The organism is Arthrobacter sp. JDC6 (genome assembly GCF_056484025.1).
Genome location: NZ_CM151278.1, coordinates 3,613,696 through 3,632,028, shown reverse-complemented (window position 1 = coordinate 3,632,028; position 18,333 = coordinate 3,613,696). Strand labels below are relative to the sequence as shown.

16 protein-coding genes and 2 riboswitches are annotated in these 18,333 nt (G+C 66.4%); of the genes, 12 read left to right on the top strand and 4 right to left on the bottom strand.

Going from position 1 to position 18,333, the window contains the following annotated elements:
* The first annotated feature begins 164 nt into the window (after nucleotides 1-164).
* A complete protein-coding gene (locus ACV095_RS16800; protein ID WP_018772030.1) occupies nucleotides 165-644 on the top strand; it encodes a Dps family protein in 480 nt (159 codons plus the stop codon).
* Between the two features lie 81 nt (nucleotides 645-725).
* On the opposite strand, the gene ACV095_RS16795 is transcribed toward ACV095_RS16800, so the two are convergent.
* Nucleotides 726-2,285: an MFS transporter gene (locus ACV095_RS16795; RefSeq protein ID WP_018772029.1), complete on the bottom strand. Its 1,560-nt coding sequence runs from the start codon at nucleotides 2,283-2,285 to the stop codon at nucleotides 726-728.
* 85 nt (nucleotides 2,286-2,370) lie between these two features.
* On the opposite strand from ACV095_RS16795, the gene ACV095_RS16790 reads away from it, so the two are divergent.
* From ACV095_RS16790 to ACV095_RS16775, 4 genes are all read left to right on the top strand, one after another.
* On the top strand, nucleotides 2,371-2,907 hold the full coding sequence (locus ACV095_RS16790) for a TetR/AcrR family transcriptional regulator (protein ID WP_018772028.1): 537 nt from the start codon (nucleotides 2,371-2,373) through the stop codon (nucleotides 2,905-2,907).
* Between the two features lie 93 nt (nucleotides 2,908-3,000).
* Nucleotides 3,001-3,098: riboswitch (glycine riboswitch) on the top strand.
* A 26-nt stretch (nucleotides 3,099-3,124) separates the two neighbouring features.
* Nucleotides 3,125-3,232, top strand: a riboswitch (glycine riboswitch).
* A gap of 53 nt (nucleotides 3,233-3,285) precedes the next feature.
* Nucleotides 3,286-6,144 (top strand): aminomethyl-transferring glycine dehydrogenase, encoded by a 2,859-nt coding sequence (gene gcvP, locus ACV095_RS16785; protein WP_478222319.1) that lies wholly within the window; start codon nucleotides 3,286-3,288, stop codon nucleotides 6,142-6,144.
* Between the two features lie 11 nt (nucleotides 6,145-6,155).
* Nucleotides 6,156-7,304 carry a glycine cleavage system aminomethyltransferase GcvT gene (gene gcvT / locus ACV095_RS16780; RefSeq protein WP_056392130.1) on the top strand — a complete coding sequence of 383 codons (1,149 nt, stop codon included), beginning with the start codon at nucleotides 6,156-6,158 and terminating at the stop codon, nucleotides 7,302-7,304.
* A gap of 143 nt (nucleotides 7,305-7,447) precedes the next feature.
* On the top strand, nucleotides 7,448-8,887 hold the full coding sequence (locus tag ACV095_RS16775) for an L-serine ammonia-lyase (protein WP_478222318.1): 1,440 nt from the start codon (nucleotides 7,448-7,450) through the stop codon (nucleotides 8,885-8,887).
* A gap of 46 nt (nucleotides 8,888-8,933) precedes the next feature.
* On the opposite strand, the gene ACV095_RS16770 is transcribed toward ACV095_RS16775, so the two are convergent.
* Nucleotides 8,934-9,479, bottom strand: coding sequence for a TspO/MBR family protein (locus ACV095_RS16770; protein ID WP_056389195.1), 546 nt, complete (start codon nucleotides 9,477-9,479; stop codon nucleotides 8,934-8,936).
* 121 nt (nucleotides 9,480-9,600) lie between these two features.
* Between ACV095_RS16770 and ACV095_RS16765 the strand changes: the two genes are divergently transcribed.
* The 3 genes from ACV095_RS16765 (at nucleotide 9,601) to ACV095_RS16755 (ending at nucleotide 13,705) form a co-directional block, all read left to right on the top strand.
* Nucleotides 9,601-10,734, top strand: coding sequence for a lipid II:glycine glycyltransferase FemX (locus ACV095_RS16765; RefSeq protein WP_478222317.1), 1,134 nt, complete (start codon nucleotides 9,601-9,603; stop codon nucleotides 10,732-10,734).
* Nucleotides 10,735-10,866: 132 nt separating this feature from the next.
* A complete protein-coding gene (locus ACV095_RS16760) occupies nucleotides 10,867-12,183 on the top strand; it encodes a peptidoglycan bridge formation glycyltransferase FemA/FemB family protein (protein WP_478222316.1) in 1,317 nt (438 codons plus the stop codon).
* A gap of 34 nt (nucleotides 12,184-12,217) precedes the next feature.
* Nucleotides 12,218-13,705 carry a threonine/serine exporter family protein gene (locus ACV095_RS16755; RefSeq protein WP_018769528.1) on the top strand — a complete coding sequence of 496 codons (1,488 nt, stop codon included), beginning with the start codon at nucleotides 12,218-12,220 and terminating at the stop codon, nucleotides 13,703-13,705.
* Here ACV095_RS16755 and ACV095_RS16750 read toward each other — a convergent pair.
* Both ACV095_RS16750 and ACV095_RS16745 read right to left on the bottom strand, forming a co-directional pair.
* Nucleotides 13,702-14,541 carry a siderophore-interacting protein gene (locus tag ACV095_RS16750; protein WP_478222315.1) on the bottom strand — a complete coding sequence of 280 codons (840 nt, stop codon included), beginning with the start codon at nucleotides 14,539-14,541 and terminating at the stop codon, nucleotides 13,702-13,704. The two genes, ACV095_RS16755 and ACV095_RS16750, sit on opposite strands and share 4 nt — an antisense overlap.
* Nucleotides 14,542-14,555: 14 nt before the next feature.
* A complete protein-coding gene (locus tag ACV095_RS16745) occupies nucleotides 14,556-15,326 on the bottom strand; it encodes a uracil-DNA glycosylase (protein WP_478222314.1) in 771 nt (256 codons plus the stop codon).
* 140 nt (nucleotides 15,327-15,466) lie between these two features.
* Here ACV095_RS16745 and ACV095_RS16740 point away from each other — a divergent pair, with 140 nt between their 5' ends.
* The 4 genes from ACV095_RS16740 to ACV095_RS16725 are packed head-to-tail and all read left to right on the top strand — an operon-like array spanning nucleotide 15,467 to nucleotide 18,059.
* Nucleotides 15,467-15,796 (top strand): DUF3263 domain-containing protein, encoded by a 330-nt coding sequence (locus ACV095_RS16740; protein WP_018769531.1) that lies wholly within the window; start codon nucleotides 15,467-15,469, stop codon nucleotides 15,794-15,796.
* Between the two features lie 51 nt (nucleotides 15,797-15,847).
* Nucleotides 15,848-16,486, top strand: a complete 639-nt coding sequence (locus ACV095_RS16735; RefSeq protein WP_018769532.1) for a LytR C-terminal domain-containing protein — start codon at nucleotides 15,848-15,850, stop codon at nucleotides 16,484-16,486.
* Nucleotides 16,487-16,539: 53 nt separating this feature from the next.
* Nucleotides 16,540-16,746, top strand: a complete 207-nt coding sequence (locus tag ACV095_RS16730; protein ID WP_134165653.1) for a cold-shock protein — start codon at nucleotides 16,540-16,542, stop codon at nucleotides 16,744-16,746.
* Nucleotides 16,746-18,059, top strand: coding sequence for an ABC transporter substrate-binding protein (locus tag ACV095_RS16725; RefSeq protein ID WP_224084465.1), 1,314 nt, complete (start codon nucleotides 16,746-16,748; stop codon nucleotides 18,057-18,059). Before ACV095_RS16730 ends, ACV095_RS16725 begins: the two co-directional genes overlap by 1 nt.
* Nucleotides 18,060-18,333: the final 274 nt, after the last annotated feature.

Below are 18,333 nucleotides of genomic sequence, written 5' to 3'. Positions count from 1 at the left end.
AGTATGGGGGTGCCGGACCTGTGATGCAAGACGCAATATGAATCACATTCGTTTATGACTTCCTTTCCAAATTAGTAAGCTCACTGAGAAATTGCCGAAAGCCCTGCCGCCGCTAGGTGCTCGGCTGGTAGCGTCGGCCGTATTGGACCACTTGAGGAGGACGCATGAAAGCTTCACCGACACTGACCAACAATCTGCAGGCTGTCCTGGCCGACCTGATCGAACTGCACGTCCAGGGCAAGCAGGCGCACTGGAACATCGTGGGCACCAACTTCCGCGACCTGCACCTGCAGCTTGATGAGATCGTCGACGCTGCCCGCCAGTTCGCTGACGACACAGCCGAACGGATGCGCGCCCTGCATGCACTCCCGGACGGCCGCAGCTCCACCGTTGCCGAAACCACCAGCCTGGCCCAGTTCCCTGAAGGGCTGATCAGCACTACGGATGCCATCGAGCGGATCGTTGCCGCCATGGAAGCCGCCGTGGGCACCATGCGCAAAGTCCATGACGAGGTGGACGAGGAGGATCCCACCTCCGCGGACCTCCTGCACGAGTTCATTGCCCGGCTGGAGCAGTTTGCCTGGATGGTACAGGCTGAAAACATGAAGCCGACCGCCAAGGTCACAGCCGCCGACTCCAAGTAGCCGGCAGCCACCCGCCTGGACCCTTTGGGCGCCTGGTATCGGAATTGATCCGGTACCAGGCGCCCTTTTTGTTTCGCTTGGTCAGGCCGCTTTCGGCACCTTCCGCAGCACGACGGCGGCGAGGACTGCCGCCGTCGCCATCAGTACCAGCCCAATTGCCGCAGTGATGTGCACGCCGGAATCAAACGCTGACGCCGCAGCGTCCCGGACGGTGTCCGACAGGGAAGCGGGCAGCAGGTTTGCTGCTTCCACTGCGCCGGCAAGTGTTTCCCTCGCGCTGTGCAGGGAGGAGCCGGGCAGCATGCCGTCAAGGCCTGCGGGCAGCCGCAGGTTCTGCTGGTAGGACGCCGTCAGGATGGAGCCCAGTACCGCCGTGCCCAGCAGCGACCCCACCTCGTAGCCGGTCTCGGAGATTGCCGCGGCAGCGCCTGACTTCTCCGGCGGCGCGGACCCGAGGATGAGGTCGTTGGAGATGGTTTCGGCCGTACCCACGCCCAGTGCAAGGACCAGCAGGGCTGCCAGCAGCAGCGAGGGGCCGCCGTCGTGGTTCCCGAATGCCACCATGGTGTAGCCGGTGGCACTGAACGCCAACCCCGCTGCCACCACGTATCCCGGGCGGACCTTGCGGACCAGCGGCACCACCACCAGGCCGGCCACCACCGTGGCGGCCAGTGCCGGGATCATGGCAACGCCGGCTGCGGACGGCGTCATTCCCTCGAGGAGTTGGAGGTGCTGGGCGAGGAACAGGATGAAGCCGTTGAAGGAGAACAGGGCAAGGATGTTGGCGCTGATGGCCATGCTGAACACCCTGTTCCGGAACAGGGACATGTCCAGCAGGGGGTGCGCCAGCCGCTGCTGCCGCTGCACGAACACCGCCCCCATGGCCAGGCCGAAGGCGATGGCGCCCAGACCTGCCGCCCCTGGACCTTCGGTGGCAACTGCCTTGATCCCGTAGACAACGGGCACCATGACCAGCATGGAGAGCAGGATGCTGGGGATGTCCACCTTGCCGGGTGCCGGATCCTTCGATTCCGGGATGAGGGCCGGTCCAAACGCCAGCAGGGGGAGCATGAGGGGGACCGCCACCAGGAAGACGGCACCCCACCAGAAGTGCTCCACCAGCCAGCCGCCGAAGATCGGACCCAGGGCCGCGCCGCCGGAGAATCCGGCGGCCCAGATGGCGACGGCCAGCCTGCGGCGATTGGGCTCGGGGAAAATGTTGCGGATCAGCGACAAGGTGGACGGCATCAGCATGGCGCCGAAGAATCCCAGGGCGGCGCGGCCGGCGATGAGCCATTCCGGCGCGGGTGCAAAAGCCGTCGCAACGGACAGCGCGGCAAAGCCGATGCTGCCAAGGATGAGCAGCCTCCGCCGCCCAATCCGGTCGCCGAGGCTTCCCATTGATACCAGCAGCCCGGCCAGCACCAGGGGGTAGGCGTCAACGATCCACAGCAGCTGCACGCCCGTGGGTTCCAGGGCCCGGGCGATGGCCGGCAGCGCGAACGTCAGTGCGGTGTTGTCCACCGCCACCAGCAGCACGGGAAACATCAGCAGCCCCAGCGCCAGCCAGTCGCGCCACGGAGGACGCACGGAAGTGCTGCTTGCCTGCCCGGTTGCAGAACTCTCGATGGAAGTGGTCATGAGATAACTATACCGTCCGGACGGTATAGTTTAAAAATGCGATGGTTTTCCTTATTCCTGCACGGGGGAGGGCATGATGGAGGGCATGCCCCGAAAGCCTGTTGCCCGTGACGCGGTCCTTGACGCCTTCGAGTCCCTGCTGATTGAAGTGGGTGAGCGGGCGGCCACCCTCGATGCCGTGGCGCGCAGGGCCGGCGTATCCAAAGGCGGCCTCCTCTACCACTTTCCCAACAAGGAAGCCATGATTGCCGTGTTGCTCGACCGCCTGGAGGGCCTGGCGGGCGAGGATGCCGATGCCATGGCGTCGGCAGCTGAAGGCGCCGCGGCCTACTTCATCCGTTCCTCGGTCTGGGCGGATACCCCTTTGGACCGTGCCATCGTGGCCGCCACCCGGCTTGCAGAGGTGGCCCACGAGGAGACGCGGCGCCGCTTCGCGGCCATCCAGCAGCGCTGGCTGGACGAAATTGCTGCGGATGTGGGACCTGGGCTGGCCAAGGCAGTCCTCTATATGGGGGACGGCCTGTACTTCAACGCCATGCTGTCCGTGGCCCCTGCGCCGGCCGGGGGAGCGGCCGCTGACGTGGAGGAACTCCTGGCCGCGCTGGAACGGCTCCGCAGGTAGCTCCGTCATTTGCCGGGAGGGGTTGCCGCGTAGGACAATAGAAAGTTGTGAGGGCTGTCACCGGCCTTCATGATCCAACAAATGAATAGCCTTTGATCTGCGGCGGGAGAGTTCTGCCGGAAGTACAGGCAGGCGCCGTAGGAGCAAATCCTCCCCAGGAATCTCGCAGGCCCCCGTACCGCCGCGGCGAGGCACCTCTGGAAAGCAGCAGGCAGTCTTATTCTCTTTTGGAGAGGTAGGGACTGTTGTGCTCACCGACGGTGCAAGCGGGTCCTGCCCAGGCAGGGAACGCGGAAACTCTCAGGTCCAATACAGAGCGGGGAGGAACCCGAATAGCTGTGGCGTACCCTTCGCCGCCTGAGTAAATGGAGTTCCTTCGTGTCGGTTACCCCAGCCTCCACCACTTTCGTAGACCGCCATATCGGCGCGCGCCGCCAGGCCGACGTCGACACCATGCTCAAAGCCGTGGGCTACGACTCGGTCGATTCCCTTGTGGACACCGCGGTTCCCAAGGTCATCCGCCAGGACACCGCCCTTCGCCTGCAGGACGCCCTCAGTGAGGTTGAAGTCCTCACGGAACTGCGGAAGCTTGCCGCCAAGAACAAGACGGCGGTGCAGATGATCGGCCAGGGCTACTACGACACCGTGACTCCGCCGGTGATCCGCCGCAACATCCTGGAATCCCCGGCCTGGTACACCGCCTACACGCCCTACCAGCCGGAGATTTCCCAGGGCCGGCTTGAGGCGCTGCTGAACTTCCAGACCATGGTGCAGGACCTTGTGGGCCTGCCCATCGCCAACGCTTCGCTGCTGGATGAAGCAACGGCGGTGGCCGAGGCCGTGCTGCTGATGCGCCGCGCCAACAGGACCAAGCCCGCGGCAGACGGCAAGACCGTCCTGGACATCGACGTGCTGCCGCAGACCATCGCCATCGTGCTGGGGCGTGCGGAGGCGCTCGGCTTCGAGGTGGAGGTCGCCGACCTGTCCAAGGGCCTGCCCGACGGCGACATCAACGGGATCGTGCTGCAGCAGCCCGGCGCTTCCGGCCGCGTCTGGGACCAGTCCGCGGTGATCTCTGCAGCGAAGGACCGGGGCGCGCTGGTCACGGTCGCTGCGGACCTGCTGGCCCTGACACTGATCACACCTCCGGGCGAGCAGGGCGCGGACATTGCCGTCGGCTCAGCCCAGCGTTTTGGCGTGCCGCTGTTCTTTGGGGGCCCCCATGCCGCCTACATGGCTGTCCGCAAAGGCCTGGAGCGTTCCTTGCCTGGCCGCCTGGTTGGGGTGTCAAAGGACGACGCCGGCACGCCTGCCTACCGGTTGGCACTGCAGACCCGCGAGCAGCACATCCGCCGCGAGAAGGCCACGTCCAACATCTGCACCGCCCAGGCGCTGCTGGCCATCGTTGCGTCCATGTACGCCGTTTACCACGGCCCCGACGGCCTGAAGGCGATTGCCCAAACGGCGCACCGCCACGCCCGTAGCCTGGCGGCCTCGCTTGCGGCCGCCGGCGTCGAGGTGCTGCACACGAGCTTCTTCGACACCCTTACGGTCCGGGTCCCCGGACGGGCTGCTGGCATCATCGCCGACGCCGAGGCGCGGGGCATCAACCTGCGCAGCGTCGACGCCGACACCGTAGGCATCGCCCTCGATGAAACCACGACGGTGGCCATCGTCGCCCAGGTTGCCGACGTCTTTGGCGCCACGGTTGCCGAGGTCCAGGGCGAGGGCCAGGGCTTTGGGCTGGAGGCCGCCGTCGAGCGTTCCTCCGACTACCTGCAGCACCCGGTCTTCAACACGCACCGGTCTGAAACCCAGCTGCTGCGTTACATCCGCAAGCTCTCGGACCGCGACCTGGCGCTGGACCGCACCATGATCCCGCTGGGTTCATGCACCATGAAGCTGAACGCCACGGCCGAGATGGAAGCCATTTCCTGGCCGGAGTTTGCCTCGATCCACCCGTTCGCCCCGGACTCCCAGACCGAAGGCTGGCGCGAACTCATCGCCGGCCTGGAAGCGGACCTCGCCGAGATCACCGGGTATGACCAGGTGTCCATCCAGCCCAACGCGGGCTCGCAGGGCGAGCTCGCCGGGTTGCTCGCGATCCGCGGCTACCACCATTCCCGGGGCGAGCAGCAGCGCAACGTGTGCCTGATCCCGGCCTCGGCGCACGGTACCAACGCCGCCTCCGCCGTGCTCGCGGGCATGAAGGTGGTCGTCGTGGCCACGGCTGCCGACGGCACCATCGACCACGACGACCTGACGGCCAAGATCGAGGCCAACAAGGACGTCCTATCCTGCATCATGATCACCTACCCCTCCACCCACGGTGTCTACGATGGGGATGTCCGCGAAGTCTGTGACGCTGTGCATGCTGCCGGCGGCCAGGTCTACATCGACGGCGCCAACCTCAACGCCCTGGTAGGGCTGGCCCAGCCGGGCCAGTTCGGCGGGGACGTGTCCCACCTGAACCTGCACAAGACCTTCTGCATCCCGCACGGCGGCGGGGGACCCGGCGTCGGGCCCGTTGCCGCCAAGGCGCACCTGGCACCGTTCATGCCGGGCGACGCGAACAAGGCGGCGCACGAAGCCGGGCACGGTGTGGCGATCTCGGCGTCCCGGTTCGGTTCGGCCGGCGTGCTGCCGATTTCGTGGGCGTACGTGAAGCTGATGGGCGGTGAGGGCCTGACCGAGGCCACCAAGTCCGCGCTGCTGGCGGCCAACTACGTCGCGTCCCGCCTGAACGAGTACTTCCCGGTCCTGTACACCGGTGAAGGCGGGCTGGTGGCGCACGAGTGCATCCTGGACCTGCGCGAACTCACGGCGAAGACGGGGGTGACCGCAGAGGATGTTGCCAAGCGGCTGATCGACTTCGGTTTCCACGCCCCCACCCTGTCCTTCCCGGTGGCGGGCACGCTGATGGTGGAGCCCACCGAGTCCGAGGACCTGGCGGAGATCGACCGCTTCATCGAGGCCATGATCAGCATCCGCAAGGAAATCGACCAGGTGGCCAATGGCGACTTTGCCGTGGCGGACTCACCGCTGCGCCGCGCACCGCACACGGCGGCCGCCGTCGTCAGCTCTGACTGGGACCGCGCCTACCCCCGCGAGCAGGCGGCCTTCCCTGCCCACCACAAGCAGGACAAGTACTTCCCGCCCGTGGGCAGGATCGACGGCGCCGCCGGGGACCGGAACCTGATCTGCTCCTGCCCGCCGCTGGAAGACTTCGAAAACTAAGGACCGGCGCCATGACCGAGAAATACACCGCGCTTTACGACGAGCACAAGAAGCTTGGAGCTTCCTTCACGGACTTCGGCGGGTGGCAGATGCCGCTGAAGTACAGCTCGGAGCTTGCTGAACACCACGCCGTCCGCAAGGCTGCCGGCCTGTTCGACCTTTCCCACATGGGCGAGGTCTGGGTGACCGGCCCGGATGCCGCAGCCTTCCTGGACTACGCCCTGGTGGGAAAGATCTCCGCCATGGCCGTGGGCAAGGCCAAGTACTCGCTGATCTGCAACGAGGACGGCGGCATCATCGACGACCTCATCACCTACCGACGCCCTGCCGCGCAGGACGGCACCGACGTCTTCCTGGTGGTCCCCAACGCGGGCAATGCCACCGTGGTGGCCGCTGCCCTGCAGGAACGGGCCGCCGGGTTCGATGTTGTAGTGGAGGATGCCTCAGCCCGCACGTCGCTGATCGCCGTCCAGGGCCCCAAGGCCCAGGAACTCCTGCTGCGCCTGGTCCCGGCCGCGCAGCACGCACTGGTCACTGAGCTGAAGTACTACGCCGCTGTCAGCGTGCCCCTCCTGGTAGGCGGCGCCGGAAAGGAACTCCTGCTTGCCCGCACCGGGTACACGGGTGAGGACGGGTTCGAAATCTTCGTGGGCAACGACGATGCCCCCGCGCTGTGGCAGTCACTGATCGCCGTCGCCGACGACAGGGAACTGACCCCGGCAGGCCTCGCCTCCCGTGACTCCCTGCGCCTCGAAGCGGGAATGCCCCTGTACGGCAACGAACTGTCGCTGCAGGGCGACCCGTTCGCCGCCGGCCTCGGCCCCGTCGTCGCGCTTTCCAAGGAAGGCGACTTCGTCGGCAAAGCCGCCCTGGCCGCCAAAAAGGAAGCCGGAGCCGGCAGCGCCTCCGGCCGCCGCCTCGTGGGGCTCAAAGGCCAGGGCCGCCGCGCCGGACGCGCGCACTACCCCGTCCTCAAGGACGGCGCCACGGTTGGCGAAGTCACCTCCGGCCAGCCGTCGCCCACCCTTGGCTACCCCATCGCCATGGCCTACGTCGACGTCGAATACTCGGCACCCGGCACCGCCCTCGACGTGGACCTCCGTGGCAAGGCGGAGCCATTCGAAGTCGTCGACCTCCCGTTCTACAAACGCCAAAAGTAAGCCCTGTACCGCACCGTGGCCGGGCTTCGGGTCCGGCTCTGCCGGCCCCTGGTGCGCATGGACCGGTGTGTCGAGGCTGACAGGACGTACAGGAAGTGGGTTGAGCGGCAACCGAACCAGATTTAGTTAGGAAATACCCCGTTATGGCTGTTGGTGTCTTTGACCTGTTTTCGATCGGGATTGGGCCTTCGTCTTCGCATACTGTGGGGCCGATGCGGGCTGCTGCGGTGTTCGCTGAGGAGCTCAAGGGCCTGGGTGTCCTGGGTGATGTGGCGGGGTTGCGGGTTGATTTGTATGGGTCGTTGGCGGCGACGGGTCATGGGCATGGGACGATGACCGCCGTTTTGTTGGGGTTGGAGGGGTTCTATCCGGAGTTGATCCTGCCCGCCGAGGTGGAGGAGCGGCTGGCCTCGATCGCGGAGACCGGGGTGCTGAACCTGGCCGGTGCTGTGGCCTTGCCGTACGGGGTGAAGGATATGGTGCTGCGGCCGTTGACGGTGTTGCCGCGGCACACGAACGGGATGACGTTCACGGTCACTGATGCGGCCGGTGGGGTGCTGCATTCGGCGACGTTTTTCTCGGTGGGTGGCGGGTTCATCGTCCGGGAGGGCGAGGAGGACGCGGCGCAGCAGGAACTGGACGCGTCCAAACAGGAGCTGCCGCTGCCGTTCCGGACCGCGGCGGAGTTGCTGGGGCACTGCGCGGTGACCGGGTTGGGCATCGCCGAGGTGATGCTCGTGAACGAAAAAGTCTCCCGGGACGAGGAGCAGATCCGGGCGGGGCTGCTGCAGATCTGGTCGGTGATGGAGGGCTGCGTGGGCGCCTCGTTGAGGCGGGAAGGGGTGCTGCCGGGCGGGTTGAAGGTCCGCCGCCGCGCCCCTGACTGGTACGACCGGTTGAAGAAGGAATCCGCGGGCGGCCCGGTCGAGGAGACGGATGCGGCGTGGGACGCGGGCCCGTTCGATGCCAGGTATTGGCAGGAGTGGGTTAATTTGGTGGCGTTGGCGGTGAATGAGGAGAACGCCTCCGGCGGGCGGGTGGTCACCGCCCCGACGAACGGGGCGGCCGGGATCATCCCCGCGGTGCTGTTCTACGCCCTGCATTTCGCCCCGGGCATGGACAAGGCCACCCAGGAGGACCGGGACGCTGTGGTGGTGCGGTTCCTGCTGGCCGCGGGCGCGGTGGGGGTGCTGTACAAGGAACAGGCCTCGATCTCCGGGGCCGAGGTCGGCTGCCAGGGCGAGGTGGGGTCGGCGTCCTCGATGGCGGCCGCGGGCCTGGCCGAGGTCATGGGCGGGACCCCGGCGCAGGTGGAGAACGCCGCGGAAATCGCGATGGAACACAACCTGGGCCTGACCTGTGACCCGATCGGCGGGCTGGTCCAGGTCCCCTGCATCGAACGGAACGCGATCGCGGCCGCGAAAGCGATCAACGCCGCGAAAATGGCGCTCTGGGGCGACGGCACCCACCGCGTGTCCCTGGACGAAGTCATCATCACCATGCGCGAAACCGGCAAGGACATGTCCTCCAAATACAAAGAAACCGCCATGGGCGGCCTCGCCGTCAACGTCGTCGAATGCTGATCCCCACCTGGCAACGCGACGCCACAGGCCACGCGGAGACCATCGCTTAGTTATGCGCCGCGGCCCACCAGTTCAGGCTGGCCGCAAACACCAGCCATGACACGTAGGGCAGCAGGAGCAGCCCGGCCGTGCGGCTGATGGGACCAAAATACACAACGGTTACTGCGACGGCGGCGATCAGGGCAAGGATGATGGCCAGCCCCAGCCACAGGGCCGGCGTGCCAAGGGCGGGGTAAAGGGCGAAAAACGCGGGGGTCCAGGCAAGATTGAGGACCAGCTGGACGGCGTAGGCGGCCATTGCCGGACGTGTCCTGCTGGTCCGCCGGCGCCAGACCAGCCACGCTGCGACAGCCATTGCCGCATAGAGGACGGTCCAGACGGGACCAAACACGCCGTTGGGCGGGGACCAGGGCGCCTTGTCAGCGGTGGCGTACCAGCCGGAGACATTGGCCGCCGAGGCCAGGCCGCCCAGCGCCGCCACCAACAGTGACGCCACCAGGAATCCGATAAGCGCGGCCACCTGCACCCCGGCGCTGTAGGGCTGTCCGTCGCTCCCCGTGCGGGCTGTAGTCTCTTCCCCATCCGGCCTCATGCCTACACCCTTGTTGACCGCCAACAGCGGCGTCAAGCGGGCATCCTGAACCCCGCTGGCCCGCATGCCCTGCAAGGCGGCGAAAAGCCGTAAGCACATCAGGCTTTAGACTTGAGGCTGCATGTCCGCACGCACCCAGAACTACCGAAACCGCGCACAGACCCGATTGGACAAGGCCCCCTTGCGACAATTCACCGCACGTTTTGCCACCGCCGAGGAAATTGAAAACTGGGACAAGCACGTCACGGCCAATCCGAACGGCGGCAATATGCTGCAGTCCGCCGCCTATGCATCGGTCAAGAACGGAAGCGGCTGGAAAGTCCGGTTCCTGGTGCTGGAAAGCCCCGGAAACTCCAGCTACAACCTGGTGCTGGAGAAGAGCTTCCCCGTCCTGGGACGGTTGTGGTACCTGATCAAGGGCCCCGACCTGGCCGATGCAGCGGACCTCGGCCCCGTCCTTGAATCCGTTGCCGCGTTTGTCCGCGGCAGGAAGCTGAATGTCTTCAACATCAAAGTGGAACCGGACATTGTCGACTCCGACGAGGTGCAGAAGGAACTGCGCGCGGCCAACCTGGTGAAAGCGCCCAATATCCAGTCCAACGACTCCACCGCCCTGCTGGATATCTCCGGCTCCGAAGAGGCAGTATTCAAAGCCATCTCCTCGCGCGCCCGCAATGCCATCCGGCGTGCCGAACGCGAAGGCTGCCAGGTGGTCCGGCAGGAACCCGGACCTGAAACCTACCGCGCCCTGTACGACCTGATGGTCAACACCGTCAGCGCCAAGGGATCCATGCCCCTGCGGAGCTACGATTACTACGCACAGTTCTGGGATGAGTTCAGCAACCGCGGCCAGGGCAACTTCTTCTTCACCTACGAGGACGGAAAGCCCAGCGTGGGCGCATTCGTCATCAACTACGGTGCCAAGGCAACCTACAAGGACGGCGGTTCCACCCAGAACCGCAAACAGTACGGTGACTCGCACCTGGTCCAATGGGCGGCCATCCGCCGGATGCAGGAACTCGGCTGCACCGAGTACGACTTCTGCGGCACGCCCCCAGCTGCGCGCATCAAGGACAAGACCCACAACCTTTACGGAATGGGCATGTTCAAGACCAGCTTCACCAAGACAGTGACCGACTTCGTGGGCTGCCACGACTACGTCCTGTCCCCGCTGCGGCACCGGCTTTGGGTCAAAGGCGGCGAAAAGATCTTCCGCCGGATTGAAACCGCACGGACCGGCCAGCAGTTCTACTGACCTGCAGCCGCCAGACCCGCAAAGCTCCCGCGACCCCCGCCGGACCAGCACGCCCGCGTGCCGGCCGCCCCGAACACCGCCCGCCCATCGCGCGCCCACCAGGCCGCGAAGAGTCCAGAAGAAGGTCACCCCTTGAATCCAGTTTCCGCCGCTACCGGGCTTGAATACGCCAACCTCAGCGACGCCGACTTTGAGGCCTTCGCCCTGAAGCACCCGCAGAACAGTTTCCTGCAGTCCATTGATTTTGCCCGTTTCCAGCGAGCACGCGGCCAGCAGGTGGAACTCTTCGGAGTCCGGCGCAATGGGGAACTCGTGGCGGCAGGAAAGCTCAACTACACCACAAACCGCCTCGGCTACACCGTCTGTGAATGCGCCAAGGGCCCCCTTATGGACTACACGGACCGGGACCTGGTGGGCGCCGTCGTCGAGCTTCTCCGCAAGCACGCGGCAGGCCGCAAAGCCGCTGAACTGCGGATCTCGCCGAACGTCAGGTACATCGCCCGGGACGCCGACGGCGCCGAGCACCCCGACGTCGAGGACAACCGGCCCCTGGTGGCCGACCTGGAACGGCTGGGGTTCAAGCACCAGGGCCTGGACATGAACTTCGTCAACGTCAACTGGATGTTCATCAAGAACCTGGTGGGCATCCAGGACGCCGAAGAACTGATCATGAGCACCAGCTACCGGACGCGCAAAGCCATCCGCAAAGCGGAAAAGAACGGCGTCTTCCTGGAACAGGCCACCCTGGACACCCTGGACGACTTCTACGGGGCCCTGAGCCGGGCCGGTGACGAAAAAGGATTCGTCTACCGCGAACGCGCCTACTACGAACACCTGCTCCGGACCACCACCCCGGAATTCACCAAGCTGATGATGGCGAAGATCGACATCCCGGCCTACCGGAAATCCATCACTGAGCGCCTGGAAACGGAGTCAGCCACCGCAGCAGATCTCCGCCGTGAGGTGGAGGAGACCGGCAGCAAAAAGAAGGCCAACCGGCTCAAAGTGGTACAGGACCTGGTGGACAGCTACGAGCGGAGCCTGAAGGACATCGAAAGGTTCCCCGACTCCGTGGGGACGGCCACCGTGGCAGCCATCCACTTCGTTTGCTACGGCGATGAGGTGGTGTGCGTCATCGGCGGCACCGTCCAGGACTACATCTACTTCAACGGCGCAACCTCCCTGTACTGGGGAATGATGCTGCATGCCCTCGAGAAGGGATACCCGCGGTACAACTTCTACGGCACCTTCGGCATCTCCGGCCAGGACGAGGAAGGCCACGGCGGCTACGAATTCAAGAAGGGCTTTGGCGGCGAAGTGGTCCAGCTGGTGGGAGACTTCGTCGTGCCGGTGCGGCCCGCCGTCTTCCATGCCAACAGGCTCGCCAGGTCCGCTGCGGCCGCCGCCCGCACGCTGCTGGGCAAGTTGCCGCTGAAGCGTGCAGCCTGACCGTCCATAAACCGCGTACAGGGAGGAAGCGGGCATGACCGAACGGCACGAACGGCCAGGGCACAGGCCAAAGACTGACGGCCTGCCCAAGACTGAACCGCTGACCCCTGCGCAGCTTCGGCAGGACGCTGCCGCCAAGAGGATGCTGCGCCGCCTGGTGCAGGGCGAGAATCCACCAACCGCCCCGTTGAGCATCGTGGACCGGCTGGCGGGGAGTCCCTACGCCAACCCCACCATCCAGGTGGGTGGCGTGGACACCTCCGCCCGGAAGACCCTGGATTTCGCCCTGCACCTGGCCGAGACCATGTTCCGGTATGGCGCCGGCGCCCTGGAAGTGGAAACCAGCATCATTGCCGTCACCGCGGCCCTGGGGCTGAAGAACATCGAGGTGGACATCACCAACCAGTCCGTGGGTATCAACTACGCACCCAAGGACCAGACGCCGATCGCCCTGCTGCGCGTGGTGCGCTCCTGGACCAACAACTATGCGGGCCTGGCCAAGGTGCACCAACTGGTCACGGACATCGTGGCCGGCGGCGTGGGCCGGGATGAGGCGATCCGCCGGCTGAACGAGGCCATCACCAGCCCGAAACCCTATCCGCGCTGGATGGTCACGGCCGCCTTCGGCATCTTCGCCGCCGTGTTCGTTGGCGTGCTGGGCGGCGGTCCGGTGTCCTCGGCAGTTGCGTTCGTGGCCAATATCGGCATCAGCCTGCTGGCCCGGCAGCTGGGACGCTGGCGCGTACCGGACTTCTTCATCACCGCCAGCTGCTCTTTCGTGGTCACCATGCTGGCGCTGCTGCTCTGGCAGTTCGGGCTCACCGCATCGCCGTCCATCGTGGTGGTGGGCGGCATCCTGCTGCTCCTTCCCACCGGGCGCCTGGTGTCCTCCGTGCAGGATGCCATCAACGGCTTCCCGGTGACGGCGGCCGGACGGTTCCTGTCCACGCTGCTGACGTTCGGCGCCATCGTGGCAGGGATCGCTGTTGCCTTCGTGGTGGGGGAGCTGACCGGGCTGCAGCGCATCGACGTCACCCAGACCTTCCCGCCCGCCTACGATCTGTGGGTCCTCATCATCTTCGTAGCCGCCGCCGTGATGGCCATCGGCATTACGGAACAGACCACCTGGAAGCTCCTGCTGCCAACCGCAGCCGTAGGCGTGGCGGGCTACCTGGTGCTGCTGGGCTGCGGCCTGCTGGGCATCGGCGACCGTTTCGCCCCGGCCATGGCCGCCGTCGTCATTGGCCTGCTGGCACGGGTGGTGGCGCTGCGGATGGGTGCGCCGCAGCTGGTGGTGGCAGTTCCCGCAGCCCTGATCCTGCTGCCCGGCCTCACGATATTCCGGTCCATGTACGTCCTCACCGTTGAGGAGTCCGAGATCCTGGCCGGCGCCGGAGGAATGCTCAGCGCCGGTGCCATCGTGCTGGGAACGGCCGGCGGGATCGTCCTGGGCGACGTGCTGGCCCGGCCCCTGACCCGCAGCCTGGCAAGCAACGAGCGGCGCCGGGCGCGCCGCCGCTAGATCTGGCCGACCGGGAGCTTTTTCTCGGCCTGGAAGACGTCCTCCACGCGGCCCTGCGCCCAGTAACCGGAGAGGGACACCTGCCGGCGGTCCAGGCCGCGCTGCTTGAAGAAGATTTCGCGGAGGGCCTTCATATAGCCGCGTTCGCCATGTGCAAACACATCCACGGTGCCGGTGGGCCATTCGGCCTCCGCCACCGCCCTGACCAGCAGGTCGCTGGCACCTGCCGGTGTGCCGTTGCGGGCCAGCCAGGTAATCTCCAGCCCGGCAGGGGCGGAAACAGGCTGGATGTCGGCCTCGGAACCTACCTCCAGGAAGGCAAGCCCGGTTGCCTCCGCGGGCAGGGCCTCGATGCATGCGGCGATGGCAGGAAGCGCTGCCTCATCACCGGCGAACAGGTACCAGTCGGCCTCGGGGTTGGGGTTGTAGGCGCCGCCGGGTCCGGTGAAGGTCAGTGTCTCGCCCGGCTGTGCCCCTGCCGCCCATGGACCCGCCAGGCCCTCGTCGCCGTGGACCACGAAGTCGATGGTGAGTTCGCTCGCCTCCGGATCCACCCAGCGCAGCGTATAGGTGCGGGTGAACGGCCACTGCTCGCGCGGCATGGTTTCCCGGACGGCCCACAGGTCCAGCGGGGAGGGGTAGTCAACCCCGGGCTGCGGGAAAACGATCTTCACGTACCGGTCCACGAAGCCGTTGTTGGCGAAGTCGCTGAAGCCCTCCCCGCCGGCCACGATCCGGACCATGTGCGGGGACAGCTGTTCCTTGCGCAGCACGGTCAGGGTGACCTGGGGGCGGCTCTTCTTCGTGGCGCTGGTGGCGGCGGGGACGGTGCTCATAAGGCAAGCCTAAGCTAGGGCGACGGCGGGAGTTCCCAGGTTACGGCCGTTGCACCCTGTTCGCGCAACAGTTGGTTCACCCGGCTGAATGGCCTGGAGCCAAAGAACCCGCGGGAGGCGGACAGCGGGCTGGGGTGCGGGCTGATGACGGCGGGGGCGCCTGCCAGCAGCGGCTGGAGGCCCTCCGCCTCCTTGCCCCACAACACCGCCACCAAAGGCATCCTGGACCCATCCGCGGCCCGGCGGCATGCCAGGGCGGTGACGGCCGCCGTCGTAATGTCCTCCCAGCCTTTGCCCCGGTGGGACCCAGCAGATCCTGCCCTGACCGTGAGTACCCGGTTCAGGAGCAGCACGCCCTGCTCCGTCCATGCCGACAGGTCGCCATGGACGCGCGGCGGAATGCCGAGGTCCGATTCGAGTTCGCGGTAGATGTTCACCAGGCTGCGGGGGAGGGGGCGTGTGCGGGCATCGACGGAAAACGACAGCCCGACTGCGTGCCCCGGGGTGGGGTAGGGGTCCTGGCCCACGATGAGGACCTTGACGCCGGCGAGCGGCTGGCGGAAGGCGCGCAGGACGTTCGACGGCGGCGGCAGGAGTTGGTGCCCGGCCGCCTCTTCAGCAGCCAGGAAGGCCAGGACCGACCGGAGCTTGCCCTCCACTCCCTGCAGGGCCGCGGCCCAGTCCGGCGCCATGAGCTCCGCCAGGGGCAGGTCAGCCAGGTCAGCGAAGCGGGTGTCGTCCGCCGGGTCCTGCTGCAGCTCGAACAGCGCATCCGATTCAAACATCGTTCCATTCTTGCAGGCCATCGGGGGACGCCCGCCCGCGGCACCGGGCCGGTGCAGGCGCGGGGCGCGAATGACACCGGTGTTATTCGACCGGTAGCATGGGGGTAAGACATTTACCGTAACCAGCGAAGGAGTGTGCCGTGGCGGAACCGGCCCGGGAACACCTGCCGGAGCAGGATCCACGGAAGTCCCTTTTGGCGGATTTCACCCTCCGTGAGTCCTCCCTCTCCGAGCGCGAACAGCAGATGCTGGCCCTGGAACGGCAATGGTGGAAGTACGCAGGGGCCAAGGAGCAGGCCATCCGCGACCTCTTTGACCTCTCCGCGACCCATTACTACCAGCTCCTGAACGCACTGATCGACCGCGAGGATGCGCTGGCACACGATCCCATGCTGGTGAAGAGATTGCGTAGACTACGTACGTCGCGCCACCGTGCGCGCACTGCCCGGCGCCTGGGATCCGACGCTTAACAACCCCCAGGCCGGGACAACAGCCGCAATCAACAAGGATGTCCTTCCACCATGACCAGATACGCCCGCGATGAATTCGACAAGGTCCCGGAGGCCGCGTCGCGACAAGGTGTCCACCGGACGGCCTCGGCCCCGTCCCGGGTGCGGCTGTGGCCCATCCTGGTAGTGGGGATGGCGGCCCTTGCCATAGGGCTGGTGTCCTTCCTGATCCTTCCCAAGATGGGATTCAGCGCCACCGCGAGCCAGGCATCGGCGAGCGTGGAGTCAGCTCCGCTGGCCGGAACCGGAACCACCCCATCGGCCACGCAGGCATCCGCGCCTCCTGCTTCGCCGTCTCCGTCTGCTTCGTCTGAACCAACCCAAAGCAGTGACCCGGAGCCCCAGGCCACACCTTCCGCCACCCGGGAGGCAGCCGTCGACAGGACGCAGGCAGTGGCGGTTTACAACGCGGCAGGCACGGCAGGGCTGGCCAGCCGGGTGGCCGGAACCGTCCAGGCGGACGGATGGCGCCTCGGCCAGGTAGGCAACTGGTCCGGCGCCCCGCAGAAATCCTCCGTGATCTTCTACTCCGGCCCCCAGCAACTGGCAAACGCACAGGCGCTTGCCGGGCTGCTCAACATCCCCACCGTGGTGAACAGCACCGAATTCCAGGTGCCGCTCGTGGTGGTGCTTGGCCCCGGATACCGCTAGCCGCACCCGCTCCGCCCACGGCTGTATAACCCCAACGGAAAGAGTTGTTCATCATGGCACTGGGAACCGTCAAATGGTTCAACGCTGAAAAGGGCTATGGCTTCATCACCGTTGACGGCTCCGGTGATGACGTTTTTGTCCACTGGTCCGCGATCCAGGGGGAGGGCTACCGCGCACTGGATGAGGGGCAGAGGGTGCAGCTGGAAGTCGGGGAGGGCGAAAAAGGTCCCCAGGCAGAAAACGTCCGGCCCGCCCAGTGATGCCGTTTTACCGTTTCCCGGTCCGCGGCCGAGCGGCGCTGGCCGTTTCCCTGGGGGCAGTCCTCGCGGTCACAGCATGTTCGGGCGCCGGCGGCAACGCCAGGGTGGACCCGGTCGAAGCCTCCGGCGATGGCGTCCTCCGGGTGGGCCTGATCCTGGACAACACCGGCGGCAATGCCTTCCTTAATGCGCCCCAGCTGGCGGCCGCCAAGCTGGCCATCCAGGAAATCAACGCCGCCGGCGGACACAAAGGCCGGCCGGTGGAGCTGCTGCCGGCGCATCCGGACCAGGAAGCCGCAGGCCAGGCCAAGGACCTGGTGGCCGCCAAGGCGGACGTGGTCATTGGACCCACCGATTCCAGCCACGCGGCCGCCGCCGTGGACATCCTGTCCCACGCACGCATACCCCTCATCTCGCCGGCCAACACCGCTGCCGCCCTCTCCGGGATCGCCAGCGGAGGCTACTACTTCCGGACGGCCGCGGCCGACGTCGCGCAAGGTCCTGTGCTGGCCAAACTCGCCAAGGACGCCGGGGCCGCCAGCATCACCGTGGTGTACCAGGAAGGTGCCTACGGCAAGGACCTGTCGGCTGCCGTCACGAAAGCCGCGCAACAGTCCGGCCTGACGGTCCTGCCCGGAGCCGCCTTCAAGCCCGGCGCCGCCGCCGAAGCCGCACGCTCCGCAGCCAAGGCCAGCCCGGACGCCGTGGTCCTGGTTGCCCGGGAAGGGGCGCAGGGCGCGTTGGCCGAGCTGAACAACTCCGGCCTCAGGGGTTCAAAGATTCTCCTCAGCGATGGCGCCTTTGCCCGCTACGGATCAGGGCTCCCCTCCCGGGCCCTGGACGGCGCCCGCGCCGTCGTCCCGGGCCAACTGCCCACCGCCGCCTTCCAGGGAAAGCTCCTGGCCGTTGATCCTTCCCTGAAGGACGTCTCGTATGCTGCTGAAACCTACGACGCCGTGACCCTGGCGGCCCTGGCGGCGGCAAGGGCCCAGGACGATGCCGGACGCTCCATCGCCGCCAACCTGGTTCCGGTTTCGGGTGGCGCCGCATCAGGCAGGACCACGTCCGACGGGACGCCCTCCGCAGGGACGCCTGCCCCGGGGGCAACAGCCCCGCCCGCCCCGTGCCTGACGTACAAGGAGTGCCTGGGCGGCCTTGCTGCCAATCCGGACATCAATTACGACGGCGAGTCAGGACCGGTTGCCTTCGACGCCAACGGGGATATCACCACCGCCGTTTTCTCCGTATTCACCTACGGCCCCGAGAACAACCCCACCCCCACCGGCCGGGAGACGGCCGGACATTCAAGCTGATCGCCCTGGGCGAAGCCGCTGCCCCTACCCGCCCGTCCGGCGTCTTTTCGCTTGCACTCTCACCTGGGGAGTGCTAATTATTGAGTTAGCACTCTGACGTACCGACTGCTAAAGCAAAGCCTGGTTCCGGCCGGCGGCGCGGGGCACCGGACGAGGAGCGAAAGAAACACCTCACTTCAGTGAGATCCCCTCCCGGAGGCATACAGAGGCCGCCGTCAAAGGATCGTCCGTCGCGGGCACTGCAGCGAAGGTTCATTCTTAACGACTGTCCCGA